Here is a 12,011-nt window from a genome sequence, read left to right as displayed (position 1 = left end):
AAGCCCGCGCTGTACCCGTAGGGTCAGCGTCGGGAGGATGTCACGTTATACCCTTGTCGGCATGAGTTTTGACGCTGTGGCCCACTCGGCCAGGTGATAGAACAGAGTCAAACCCAACAGCATTTGGGAGGTTTGTTGTCATGGCTACGTTGCAACCCAAAGTGACCCACCAGCTTTTGGCAGCCTTAGCCCTGTTTGCCTGTCTGGGCTTGTTGCCTGCTTGTGGCGAGAGCAGCAGCAGCACCGTCAGCCCCCCCAGCATCACCCCCACCCCCACCGGCTCATAATTCGGCTGGTTTTTGCATGCCCTTGCAGCGGTTGCCCAAGTTGGTTCAGCCTTGGGCTTTGAGGATCGCGGGGATCTTTTGTCTTTGTCTGCTGGCGGCCTGTGGAGGATCCCCTACCTCGATGGAGCCACCGCGGGCAGGGGAAGTGCCGATTGCCAGCTTCCTGTGCCGGTTGGATCGCCAGACCCGCAGCTTCACGGGGCCTATTTACGCCGAACAGCCCCAGGTTGCTACCTGCAACCCCGGTCGCCTTACGCCTGCAGCAGCCCAAAAGATGATGGATCGGCTGAATTTTCTACGGCTGTTGCACCAGTTACCGCCGGTGAAGCTCAATCCTCAGTTCCTAGAAGCCGCCCAGCAAGCGGCCTTGATGCAGGTAGCCAATGGTACTCTCAGCCACCAGCCGCCCCCTTCTTGGCGCTGCTTTACCCCTGCTGGGGAGGCGGGATCCCGCTTCAGCAACCTGGCGGTTGGGCCCATCCTAGAGCTGAACGGCCCCGATCCAGGCCGGGTGTTGGCGCGGCAGGTGGACATCTATTTTGCCGAGCCAGGTCGAGAAAACTTTGTGGATGTGGGGCATCGCCGCTGGAACCTGTATCCTCAGTACGCCCAGGGGGCCTACGGCATTGTCTTTGACCCACGGGCTGGACGGGTGACCCAGGCCAACGCCAACTGGATCTTCGGTTTTGACGAGTCGGTGCCAGATCCAGAGTTCATCGCCTTCCCGGAGAAAGACGGCTACCTCTACCGCCTAGAAGGGTTTTCCGGCCAGCCCCTGTCTGCCTACCGCTGGTCTTTCTCGGTGCCCAGCCGTGGCGGCAAGGCTGATCTCAGCCAAGCCCAAGTCCGCATCACCGATGCCCTCAGCGGCGAGCCGGTGCCTGTTGGAGATCTCCGCGTGGGGGATCCCGCCTTTGGCCTGGAAACTTTGACCTACTCCGTGGGTTCGATCCAGCCCAATCGCAACTACACCTTTGAAATTAGCGGCATTCGCCTCAACGGTGGCCCTCCCCGCAGCTACCGCTACACCACCGCTCTCTACGACTGCGATCCCCAAACTTCCCAACGGCCCGCACCCCTCACCGAAGGGCTGGGGATCCCGCCCCGTCTGCTCTGGCAGATGGAGCCTTTCAACTCTTTCAACCCTCTCAACTAGCTTTTCCTCACCCCCAGCCCCTTTCCCAAAGGGGAAAGAGGGGTCTGCTGCTCCTGGAAGCCTGACCTTATGCACAAATTGCAATCAGAAGGTGACAAAATAGCATAACTTGTTACAAAGTGTAACTGCCAATACCAAAGTTAACGGTTCGTCATCGCTAGGGTAGCCAGTGTTCACCCCACGGCAGCGATCATGGCGAACCAATTTGAACGCCTCAAAAGCGAAAAGGATGGGCTGGCGGTCAAGGCCGAGCTGGAGGCGTTTGCCCGGATGGGTTGGGAGAACATTCCTGAAGACGACCGGGATCACCGCCTCAAGTGGCTGGGGATCTTCTTTCGCAAGCGCACCCCAGGTCAGTTCATGCTGCGGCTGCGCCTGCCCAATGGGATCCTAACCAGCGGCCAAATGCGGATGTTGGGCGCAATCATCCACCCCTATGGAGAACAGGGCGTAGCCGACATCACCACCCGGCAGAACCTGCAACTGCGGGGCATCCCCATCGAGGAAATGCCCCAGATCCTGGGCTACCTGAAAGAGGTAGGCCTGACCAGCATCCAGTCGGGCATGGACAACGTGCGCAACATCACGGGATCCCCTCTGGCCGGTATTGACCCGGACGAGCTGATCGATGTGCGCGGCCTCACTCGCAAGGTGCAGGACATGGTTACCAACAACGGCGAGGGCAACCCTTCCTTCAGCAACCTGCCGCGCAAGTTCAACATCGCCATCTGCGGTTGTCGCGACAACTCCGTGCATGCGGAGATCAACGACCTGGCCTTTGTGCCCGCCTTCAAAAATGGCCGCCTGGGCTTCAACGTCCTGGTGGGCGGCTTTTTCTCTGCTCGCCGCTGCGCCGAGGCAATTGGCCTAGATGTCTGGGTGGATCCCCGCGATGTGGTTCCTCTGTGCGAGGCGGTGCTGCTGGTCTACCGGGATCACGGCCTGCGGGCCAACCGGCAAAAGGCGCGGTTGATGTGGCTCATTGACGAGTGGGGCCTAGAGAAGTTCCGGGCGGCTGTGGAGCGCCAGACTGGCCACCCTCTGCTCAGGGCAGCGGAAAAAGATGAGGTGGTCTGGCACAAGCGGGATCTGCTGGGGGTGCATGCCCAGAAGCAGCCGGGCCTCAACTTCGTCGGCCTGCATGTGCCGGTGGGGCGGCTCAACGCCCTGGAGATGATGGAGCTGGCCCGCTTGGCGGAGGTGTACGGCTCCGGGGAGCTGCGGCTGACAGTGGAGCAGAACGTGCTCATCCCCAATGTGCCCGACTCCCGAGTGGCTTCCTTGTTAAAAGAGCCGCTGTTGAAAAAGTTCTCTCCCAACCCAGGGCCATTGCAGCGGGGGCTGGTGTCGTGTACGGGCAACCAGTTCTGCAACTTTGCCCTCATCGAGACCAAAAACCGGGCTGTGGCCTTGATGGAGGAGCTGGAGGCGGAGCTGGAGATCCCCCAAACGGTGCGCATCCACTGGACGGGCTGCCCCAACTCCTGCGGCCAACCCCAAGTAGCCGATATCGGCCTTATGGGCACCACTGCTCGCAAGGACGGCAGGGTGGTGGAGGCCGTGGACATCTACATGGGGGGAGAGGTGGGCAAAGACGCCAAGCTGGGCGAATGCGTGCGCAAAGGGATCCCTTGCGAAGACCTCAAGCCGGTCTTGGTGGAGTTGCTCAGGGAGCACTTTGGGGCCAGGCCGCGTCAGCATCCGTCCGCCGCCCAGGCTTCTGTTTTGGTAACCCGCTAGCGGTTCTGTTGCCGTCCTGAAAGTTTTTCTTTCTTCGTCGTTGTAAATCTTGGAGGTTTCGATGTCTAAGCTGTTCAGCACTTCCTCTCCCGTCTCCCGTCGGCAATTTTTGGCCGGGGTGGCTGCTCTCACGGCTGGGGCGGCCACGGCTGGGATCCCGCGCGCCCAATCGCAATCCTTGGGCAAAGGCTACTGGGTGGCGCAGGCCGATACTCCCGAAACCACCAGCGCCAAGCTGGGGTTCATCGCTCTAACCGACGCGGCCCCCCTGATCATCGCCAAAGAAAAGGGGTTCTTTGACAAGTACGGCATGAAGGACGTAGAGGTGGTCAAGCAGGCCTCTTGGGGCACCACCCGCGACAACTTGGTGCTGGGATCCGCCGCCGGCGGCATCGATGGGGCACACATCCTCACCCCCATGCCCTACCTCATCACCACCGGCAAAGTTACCGATGGCAAGCCGGTGCCTATGTACATTTTGGCCCGTCTCAATCTGGACGGTCAGGGCATCAGCATTTCCAACCAATATCGGGATTTGCAAATCGGCCTGGATAGTTCCCCCCTCAAGGCCAAGTTTGCCGAGCTTCGAGCTGCCGGCAAAGATCCCAAATGTGCGATGACCTTCCCCGGTGGCACCCACGACCTATGGATGCGCTACTGGCTGGCCGCAGGCGGGATCGATCCCACTAGCGACGTCTCCGTCATTGTGGTGCCGCCGCCGCAGATGGTGGCCAATATGAAATCCAGAACCATGGAAGCCCTCTGTGTGGGCGAGCCTTGGAATGCCCAGCTGGTGAACCAAAAAGAGGGGTATAGTGCCCTCACCACCGGCGAGCTGTGGAACGGCCACCCGGAAAAGGCCTTTGCCCTGCGGGCCGACTGGGTGGATGCGCACCCGAAAGCCACCCTTGCCCTGTTGAAAGCGGTGCTAGAAGCCCAGATCTGGTGCGACCAGATGGAAAACAAAGAGGAGATGTGTCGCATCATCGGCGACCGCCGCTGGCTGGGGGTGCCTGTGCCCGATATCTTGGGCCGTTCTCGGGGCACTTTTGACTACGGCACCGGCAAGGTCGTTGAAAACAGCCCCCACCTGATGAAGTTCTGGCAGGACTACGCTTCCTACCCCTTCAAGAGCCACGATCTCTGGTTCTTGACCGAAAACATCCGCTGGGGCTATCTGCCTGCCGACACCGATACCAAAGCCTTGGTGGAGCGGGTGAATCGGGAAGAACTCTGGCGAGAAGCTGCCAAAGCCATTGGTCAGGGGGCAGCCATTCCCCCCAGCACCTCTCGAGGAGTGGAAACCTTCTTCGACGGGGTGCAGTTCGATCCCGAAAATCCTGCCGCCTACCTGGAGAAATTGGCGATTAAGAAGCTGGCCTAGCCTGATCTTCTCAATTCTTCCAGAGCAAGTTGCAAAAACCCTTACAAGCCCTCTGCCCAGGAGAGAAGGGATCCCCGAATCCCCACAAAGAGTGTTCAACTGAAACCCCTTCTCTCTTGGGATCCTCTTAAGTTGACTTCAACCTTACTCCCAGCAAGCCATGAGGATTTTCCACTCTGCCCTACAGTTGGGCTACCACCTCTTTCGGATCCTGCTTCCCCTACTGGTTGGCCTAGGCCACTGGCTGCTGAAAACCGGCCAAGGTTCTGTTCTTCAGTCCAGTACCGGAATCGGTTCCCCCGCCAGTTCTGCACCTTCTTCTGCTTGGCGGCAAAGAGTCGAAATCCACAAAGCGCTGCGTCGCATTCTGTTGCCCGCTACGGCCATTTTGCTCGTCCTGATTCTCTGGCAAATCATTTACAGCCGCCCCGGAGCCAACTTGCCCACCCCTCTCCAGGTTTGGCAGGACACCTGGGATCCCCTCATTAAAGATCCCTTTTTTGACTATGGCGGCAATGCCAAAGGGCTGTTCTGGCAAATTTGGGCCAGCTTGCGGCGGGTGTTCATTGGGTTTGCCCTGGCCGGCTTGGTGGGGGTTGTGGGCGGCATGATCATCGGGGTCAATCGCTGGCTGTACGAGGCTTTGGATCCCATTTTTCAGGTGTTGCGCACGGTGCCGCCTTTGGCCTGGCTGCCGATTTCTTTGGCTGCCTTTCGAGATGCCAACCCTTCCGCCATTTTTGTAATCTTCATTACGGCCCTCTGGCCCATTTTGATCAACACTGTTGTCGGCGTACAGCAGATCCCTCAGGACTACCGCAACGTGGCCAGAATTGTGCGCATGTCCGGCTGGAAGTACTTTTTCAAAATCGTTTTCCCGGCAACTGTGCCCTATATTTTTACCGGCTTGCGCATTGGGGTGGGCTTGTCTTGGCTGGCCATTGTGGCAGCGGAAATGTTGATTGGCGGTGTGGGCATTGGATTTTTCATCTGGGATGCCTGGAATAGCTCCCGCATCAGCGAAATCATTCTGGCTTTGATCTATGTCGGGATGGTGGGTCTTCTGCTGGATCGCATCACGGCTTGGATTGGCTCGCTGGTGGTGGCTGAGGATCGCTAAATGAGCTTGGCCGAGTTTTAGATTGGTTGCTGACAATTTCTCCATGCTCTCAGAAATCATCTCAGGGGAATCATGAAGACCCAGCCTTACATTGAAGTGGATCATGTCGACAAGGAATTTCTCCTCGACAACGGAGAGGTCTATCCTGTCCTGAAAGACATCCACCTGGAGATCCAAAAGGGGGAATTTGTCTCGCTAATTGGCCACTCTGGCTGTGGCAAATCGACCCTGCTCAACATCATTGCTGGCCTGGAAAAGCCTTCCCGCGGAGGCATTCTCCTGGAGGGCCGACAGGTTACAGATCCCGGCCCAGATCGCATGGTGGTGTTTCAGAACTATTCCCTGCTGCCCTGGCTGACGGTGCGGGAGAACATTGCCCTGGCCGTGGACGAGGTGCTGGGATCCCTTCCCAAAGCAGAGCGGGACCGGATTGTGGCAGAACACATTCGCCGTGTGGGGTTGCAGGGGGCAGCCGACAAGCGACCGGCCCATCTGTCAGGAGGGATGAAACAGCGGGTAGCCATTGCCCGGGCTTTGGCCATTCGTCCGCGGGTGCTGCTGTTGGATGAGCCCTTTGGCGCTCTGGATGCCTTGACGCGCGGCAACCTGCAGGAGCAACTGATGGAGATTGCCCAGGCGGAGCAGCTCACCTGTGTCATGGTTACCCACGATGTGGATGAGGCGCTGCTGCTTTCGGATCGGGTGGTAATGATGACCAATGGCCCGGAGGCCCGCATTGGCCAGATTTTGCGGATCCCTTTTCCTCGACCCCGCCATCGTTTGGAAGTGGTGCGTCACCCCGACTACTACAGCCTGCGGGGAGAGATGATCTACTTTCTCAACCAGCAAAAGCGGGCTCGCCAAAAAACGCCTGTTCGCGTGGCCATTGCCAAACACGGCCTGGAGAAGGTCAATTTGGAGGTTGGCTTTGTGCCCCTCAACGACTGCGCCCCGCTGGTGGTGGCGCAGGAAAAAGGCCTGTTTCAAAAGCATGGCCTGGAGCAGGTCACCCTGGTGCGGGAGCCAGGCTGGAAGACCATCTGGGAAGGGATCCGCTCCGGTCGGCTGGACGCGGCCATGGTGGTGGCCGGGATCCCGTTGGCTTCCACCTTGGGAGTAGGGGGAGTTCCGGTGCCTTTGATTACCGCGCTAACCCTCTCCCGCGGCGGCAACGCCATTACCTTTGGGCGCAGACTTTTGGAGCGAGGCGTTCAAAGCCTGGCGGATTTTCGCCAATACCTCAACCACACCCCCGACACAGTCCACACCCTGGGAGTGGTTCATCCGGCTTCCATGCAAAACTTCCTGTTGCGGCACTGGCTGGCCAGTGGGGGGGTGGATCCGGATCGGGACGTTACGTTGACGGTGATCCCGCCGCCGCAGATGGTGGCCCACCTCAAGGCCGGCAACATCGACGGCTACTGCGTCGGCGAGCCCTGGAACTCCCGCGCCGTGCGGGAACAGTTGGGATTTATCGTCACCACCACTCCCGAAATCTTGCCCAGCCACATTGAAAAAGTGCTGACAGTGCGCCAGGATTGGGCGCAAAACTACCCCCGCACCCATGTAGCTCTGGTCAAGGCACTACTGGAGGCTTGTCACTACTGCGATCAGCCGCAGCACCGTTCTGAGATCTTGGAGTGGCTGGCTCAGCCCCAGTATGTGGGCGTGGCCCTGGAGGATTTGCAGCCGGGGTGGACGGGTATTCTGCAGCGGGGAATTGCCGATGAATCCCAGGCCCTTGTCGGTTTTCACCAGTTTGCCAACGGGCGCAACACCTGTCCCGAAAGGTTGGAACACCTCTGGATCTTGACGCAAATGGCTCGCTGGGGACTCTGCGCTTTTCCCCGCAACTGGATTTCGGTTCTCGACCAAGTTCTGGACAGCGAAACCTACGCCCTAGCCGCCAGAGAACTGGGCCTTCCGGATTGGGCCCACGACCGCGGAGCTTTACTCTTTGGCGATGGATCCCGCTTTGACGGAGAGGATCCCGTTGCTTACCTGGAGTCGGTGGCCATCCGGCAGGATCTGAAGCTGCAGGAGTACCAGCTCAGCGAAGTTTAGCTTTTGTTACCTTAAACTCTCGATTGGAAAACACCATGATGACCAGCTCCCGCACGTTCTCCTCACCGCTATCTTCTGCTTCTCCGGTTGCAGGACTGCCCCTTCTTTGTCTTCAGAATGTGGGCAAGACCTACTTCACCTCAGCAGGGCCCTTCGTTGCGCTGGAAAATGTCAATTTGGAAGTGGCCGCCGGTGAGTTTGTTTGCATTATCGGCCACTCGGGTTGTGGCAAATCCACCTTGATCAACATGGTGGCGGGTTTTTCGACTCCCACTTCGGGATCCATTACCCTCAAGGGCCAGCCCATCACCTCCCCAGGGCCAGATCGGATGATGGTGTTTCAACATTATTCCCTTTTGCCCTGGCTGACTGCCTTTGAAAATATTTATCTGGTGGTGGATCAGGTGTACCCAACCAAACCCCGGTGGGAAAAAAGGGAAATTGTTCAAGAACATCTGGAATTGGTAGGTTTGGCGGAAGCAGCCCACAAGCGGCCCAAGCAGCTTTCTGGAGGCATGAAGCAAAGGGTAGCCATTGCCCGTGCTCTTGCCGTTCGTCCGCAAGTTTTGCTCTTGGATGAGCCTTTTGGGGCCTTGGATGCCATTACCAAGGAAGATCTACAAGATGAGCTGCTGGCCATTTGGCGGGATCACCGCTGCACAGTTTTGATGATTACCCACGACATCGACGAGGCTCTTTACTTGTCAGACCGTGTGGTGATGATGACCAACGGCCCCGCTGCCCATATTGGTGAGATCTTGACCATTCCCTTTGAGCGACCGCGCATCCGCTCCCGCATTATGGAAATGCCTGAGTTCTACGAATTGCGTAACCGCGCCCTTGACTTCCTCTATCGTCGCTTTGCCCATAGGGAGGATTAAGCTAGGAATCAAAACGCTTGGGGAGGGAAGTTGATGGCCACTGCTCCGGTTCAGGTAGTTCCAACCGATCTCCCAATGGAGGAGCGGGTCTCTACCCTGCCCAAAACCCTTGCCGACTATCTGGCCAATCCAGTTGCCCAAACCGAATGGGTAGATGGCTACATTGTGGAGAAAGTGGGGCAAACCTTAGTGCATGCCAAGATCCAAACCCGACTTCTCATCCGTTGGGCCGGTTATGTCGAACATCAGCAATTGGGAGGCATGGTTTTGGTGGAGGCTCCCTGCCAAACGACAGGCAAAGTCAGAAGACCTGATGTTGCCTACCTGTCTCCAGATTTAATCCAGCAATTTGGAGAGGATATTGCCACTTTGCCGCAGAGCTATCCCCTCACTGGAGAGATCCTCTCCCCAACCGACTCTGGAGAGGACATTTTCTTGAAAGCCCAGGAGTATCTCAGCTCCGGTGCGCTGGAAGTCTGGCTGGTTTTTCCCAAAAGCAAATTTATTTTTATCCAGACTCAGGATCGCCACCTTTGGCTAACCGAACAAGAGACTGCCAAAAGCCAGGTTGTATTGCCCGGATTTGAGATCCAAGTGGCCGATCTCCTCGGCTAAGAGATCCTTAACCTGATGGCCTATCGGGATCCAAAATGCAAGACACTTATCCATCCTGACAGGGATCCCCACTCATGGTGACCGCGATGGAGTCGGAAAAAGCTGTCATCAAAACCCTATGTCCCTATTGCGGTGTGGGATGTGGATTGGAGGCGGTTTCGACAGCCTCAGGTGACTGGAAAATGAGAGGCGACCGGGAGCATCCTTCCAGCTTGGGGATGGTCTGTGTAAAGGGGGCTACGGTTCTGGAGGCAGTTGGTCGAGATCGGCTGCTCTCTCCCCTGTTTCGGGAGAGCTTGGATCAGCCCTTTCGCCGCATTTCTTGGGATCAGGCTTTTGAGGAGATGGTTTCTCGGCTGCGCTGCCTCAAAGACAACCCCCACTCCATAGCCATGTATGGATCGGGGCAGTTGCTCACTGAAGACTATTACGTTGCTCAAAAGCTGATGAAAGGCTGTCTGGGAACCAACAATTTCGACACCAACTCGCGCCTGTGCATGTCCTCGGCTGTCTCAGCCTACACCCAATCCCTGGGATCCGATGGCCCCCCCTGCTGCTACGAGGATCTCGATCTCTGCAATCTGGCTTTTCTGGTGGGCACCAACACCGCCGAGTGCCACCCCATTCTTTTTAATCGCTTGAAGAAGCGGCACAAGCCCGGATCCCCCCTCAAAATGGTGGTCGTGGATCCCCGGCGCACTCAGACAGCAGAAGCTGCCGATCTCCACTTAAAAATTCGCCCCGGTACGGATATCGATCTTTTCAATGGGATTGCCCATTTGTTGTTAAAGTGGGGATCAATGGCTGCTGATTTTATCGAGGGCTGCACCCAAGGTTTTGCTGAATATGCAGCTTTGCTGGCCGATTATGAACCGCAGATTGTGGCCCAGCGCTGCGGAATTGCCACCGAGGATTTGATCGAAGCAGCCAAGCTTTGGCAGGGATCCCAGAGAGTTCTATCCCTTTGGTCGATGGGCCTAAACCAGTCCAGTGAGGGCACCGCCAAGATCACCAGCTTAATCAACCTGCATCTCCTGACCGGGCAAATTGGCCGACCGGGGACCGGCCCCTTTTCCTTGACCGGCCAGCCCAATGCCATGGGTGGTCGAGAGGCGGGGGGGTTATCCCATCTGCTGCCGGGATATCGGCTGGTGAGCCAGCCCCAGCATCGGGCAGAGGTGGAGCAGGCTTGGGGTTTGCCCGGCGGCTCCATCTCCCCCCACCCAGGACTGAGGGCCACCGAGATGATTGCCGCTCTGGAGACGGGATCCCTGCAGTTCTTCTGGATTGTGGCCACTAATCCTTTGGTGAGCTTTCCGGATCTGGAACGGGTCAAAAAAGCCCTGAAAAAGTCTCCCTTTACCGTTTACCAAGAGGCTTATTACCCTACGGAAACGGCAGAATATGCCCATTTGCTTTTGCCTGCCTGTCAGTGGAGCGAGAAAACCGGGGTGATGACCAACTCCGAGCGCAGGGTTACCCTTTGTCAAGCCTTTCGAGATCCCCCTGGCGAAGCCCGACCCGATTGGGAGATCTTTGCTGAAGTGGGGCGCAGGTTGGGCTTTGAAGCGCAATTTTCCTTCCAAACCGCGGCAGAGGTTTATGCAGAATTTGCCGCCCTTACCGCAAATCGCCTCTGCGATCACTCCGGCCTCAGCCATGCCCTTTTGGCAGAACAAGGCCCTCAGCAATGGCCTTATCCCAAAGAAAGAACCTCGGCCCCTAAGTCCACTCGCCTCTACACAGATTGGCGTTTCCCGACCCCCGATGGCCGCGCCCGCTTTATCCCCCACCATTCCCGTGGCCTAGCAGAGCCGCCGGATCCCCAGTTTCCCTACGTATTAACCACGGGCAGGCTATACGGCCATTGGCACACCCAAACCCGTACCGGCAGGATTGAAAAAATCAAGCACATGCACCCCCAACCCTTTATTGAAATCCATCCTCGCGATGCGGAAAAACTGGGCATCCAAGATGGAGATTGGGTTCAAGTGCGTTCTGCCCGCGGACGGGCCTATTTCCCGGCCAAGATAACTGCCAACATTGCTCCCGGTACGCTATTTGTACCCATGCACTGGGGATCCCTCTGGGCAGAACAAGCCGAGTGTAATGCCCTTACCCATGACATCAGTTGCCCTGATTCCGGACAGCCGGAATTAAAAGCCTGTGCCGTTGCTCTTGAGAAAGCCGACCCACCGCTCAAGCAATCCGCTCAACTCTAGATTTGGTTCCTAATCGAGGTTCCCATGACTCTGTTTCAGTTTGAGCAAGATTTTGCCGACTCTCTGCGATGCATCCCCATGACCTTGCGCCTAAAGCTGGATTTGTGCGGGATCAAGCTCAAGCTCCATCAATGGGCCAAGTTTTCCTTAGAAGAGCGGCGGAAGTGTGTTGATTGGCCCTCTGAATCTCCACAGGATCTAGAAGAACTCCGCAACCATCTGCGCCATTTGGTTCGCTCCATCTGCCACGAAGAGGCGCAAGAGATTCCCATTGACCCCCAGCCTGAATGGCAAAATCCCAACCAGATCCCAATGGCTGTCCAACAAAAAGCTCAAGACCTGGGGATCCGGCTTGCCCTCGATTTCTGGAGAAACTTGCACGATATCCAGAGATTTGCCTTGCTGAAGTTGAGCCGATCCCATCACGAAAATAAAAATTTCTTGCCCGCTCTGCGAGAGTTTGGCCTGAAGATGGCGAGGGATGGTGATTGCAGTTACTGTAAACTACCCGGCTCCGACCGCTAAGCGGTACGGAGCGGGCT

10 protein-coding genes are annotated in these 12,011 nt (G+C 57.4%); all 10 read left to right on the top strand.

The annotated features are described in order from the left end of the window. Window positions 1–140: 140 nt before the first annotated feature. The 10 genes from NW843_RS06025 (at window position 141) to NW843_RS05980 (ending at window position 11,994) form a co-directional block, all read left to right on the top strand. Window positions 141–287, top strand: coding sequence for a hypothetical protein (locus NW843_RS06025; protein WP_187147246.1), 147 nt, complete (start codon window positions 141–143; stop codon window positions 285–287). Window positions 288–303: 16 nt separating this feature from the next. Continuing rightward, on the top strand, window positions 304–1,443 hold the full coding sequence (locus NW843_RS06020; protein WP_414387799.1) for a CAP domain-containing protein: 1,140 nt from the start codon (window positions 304–306) through the stop codon (window positions 1,441–1,443). A gap of 192 nt (window positions 1,444–1,635) precedes the next feature. Then, window positions 1,636–3,183 carry a ferredoxin--nitrite reductase gene (locus NW843_RS06015; protein ID WP_414349567.1) on the top strand — a complete coding sequence of 516 codons (1,548 nt, stop codon included), beginning with the start codon at window positions 1,636–1,638 and terminating at the stop codon, window positions 3,181–3,183. Window positions 3,184–3,244: 61 nt separating this feature from the next. Then, on the top strand, window positions 3,245–4,567 hold the full coding sequence (locus tag NW843_RS06010; protein ID WP_414357819.1) for a CmpA/NrtA family ABC transporter substrate-binding protein: 1,323 nt from the start codon (window positions 3,245–3,247) through the stop codon (window positions 4,565–4,567). Between the two features lie 160 nt (window positions 4,568–4,727). Next, window positions 4,728–5,687, top strand: coding sequence for a nitrate ABC transporter permease (ntrB, locus tag NW843_RS06005; protein WP_414522403.1), 960 nt, complete (start codon window positions 4,728–4,730; stop codon window positions 5,685–5,687). A gap of 72 nt (window positions 5,688–5,759) precedes the next feature. Next, entirely contained in the window at window positions 5,760–7,751 is a 1,992-nt protein-coding gene (locus tag NW843_RS06000; RefSeq protein WP_414522402.1) for a nitrate ABC transporter ATP-binding protein, read from the top strand. 38 nt (window positions 7,752–7,789) lie between these two features. Beyond that, window positions 7,790–8,632 (top strand): ABC transporter ATP-binding protein, encoded by an 843-nt coding sequence (locus tag NW843_RS05995; protein WP_414400315.1) that lies wholly within the window; start codon window positions 7,790–7,792, stop codon window positions 8,630–8,632. 33 nt (window positions 8,633–8,665) lie between these two features. Beyond that, window positions 8,666–9,247, top strand: a complete 582-nt coding sequence (locus tag NW843_RS05990; RefSeq protein WP_414522401.1) for a Uma2 family endonuclease — start codon at window positions 8,666–8,668, stop codon at window positions 9,245–9,247. An 86-nt stretch (window positions 9,248–9,333) separates the two neighbouring features. Next, window positions 9,334–11,469: a molybdopterin oxidoreductase family protein gene (locus NW843_RS05985; protein ID WP_414522404.1), complete on the top strand. Its 2,136-nt coding sequence runs from the start codon at window positions 9,334–9,336 to the stop codon at window positions 11,467–11,469. Between the two features lie 24 nt (window positions 11,470–11,493). Beyond that, complete coding sequence (locus tag NW843_RS05980; RefSeq protein WP_011431713.1) at window positions 11,494–11,994, top strand: nitrate reductase associated protein; 501 nt, start codon at window positions 11,494–11,496, stop codon at window positions 11,992–11,994. The last annotated feature ends 17 nt before the right edge of the window (window positions 11,995–12,011 follow it).

The organism is Synechococcus sp. R5-12 (assembly GCF_047502655.1).
GTDB lineage: Bacteria > Cyanobacteriota > Cyanobacteriia > Thermostichales > Thermostichaceae > Thermostichus.
The sequence above is the reverse complement of the archived record's forward strand: the minus strand, read 5'-3'. Positions and strand labels throughout refer to the sequence as shown.

Coding starts and splice junctions, on each gene's coding strand:
- NW843_RS06025 (WP_187147246.1), top strand. CDS start 141: ATGGCTACGTTGCAACCCAAAGTGACCCACCAGCTTTTGGCAGCCTTA.
- NW843_RS06020 (WP_414387799.1), top strand. CDS start 304: ATGCCCTTGCAGCGGTTGCCCAAGTTGGTTCAGCCTTGGGCTTTGAGG.
- NW843_RS06015 (WP_414349567.1), top strand. CDS start 1,636: ATGGCGAACCAATTTGAACGCCTCAAAAGCGAAAAGGATGGGCTGGCG.
- NW843_RS06010 (WP_414357819.1), top strand. CDS start 3,245: ATGTCTAAGCTGTTCAGCACTTCCTCTCCCGTCTCCCGTCGGCAATTT.
- ntrB (WP_414522403.1), top strand. CDS start 4,728: ATGAGGATTTTCCACTCTGCCCTACAGTTGGGCTACCACCTCTTTCGG.
- NW843_RS06000 (WP_414522402.1), top strand. CDS start 5,760: ATGAAGACCCAGCCTTACATTGAAGTGGATCATGTCGACAAGGAATTT.
- NW843_RS05995 (WP_414400315.1), top strand. CDS start 7,790: ATGACCAGCTCCCGCACGTTCTCCTCACCGCTATCTTCTGCTTCTCCG.
- NW843_RS05990 (WP_414522401.1), top strand. CDS start 8,666: ATGGCCACTGCTCCGGTTCAGGTAGTTCCAACCGATCTCCCAATGGAG.
- NW843_RS05985 (WP_414522404.1), top strand. CDS start 9,334: ATGGAGTCGGAAAAAGCTGTCATCAAAACCCTATGTCCCTATTGCGGT.
- NW843_RS05980 (WP_011431713.1), top strand. CDS start 11,494: ATGACTCTGTTTCAGTTTGAGCAAGATTTTGCCGACTCTCTGCGATGC.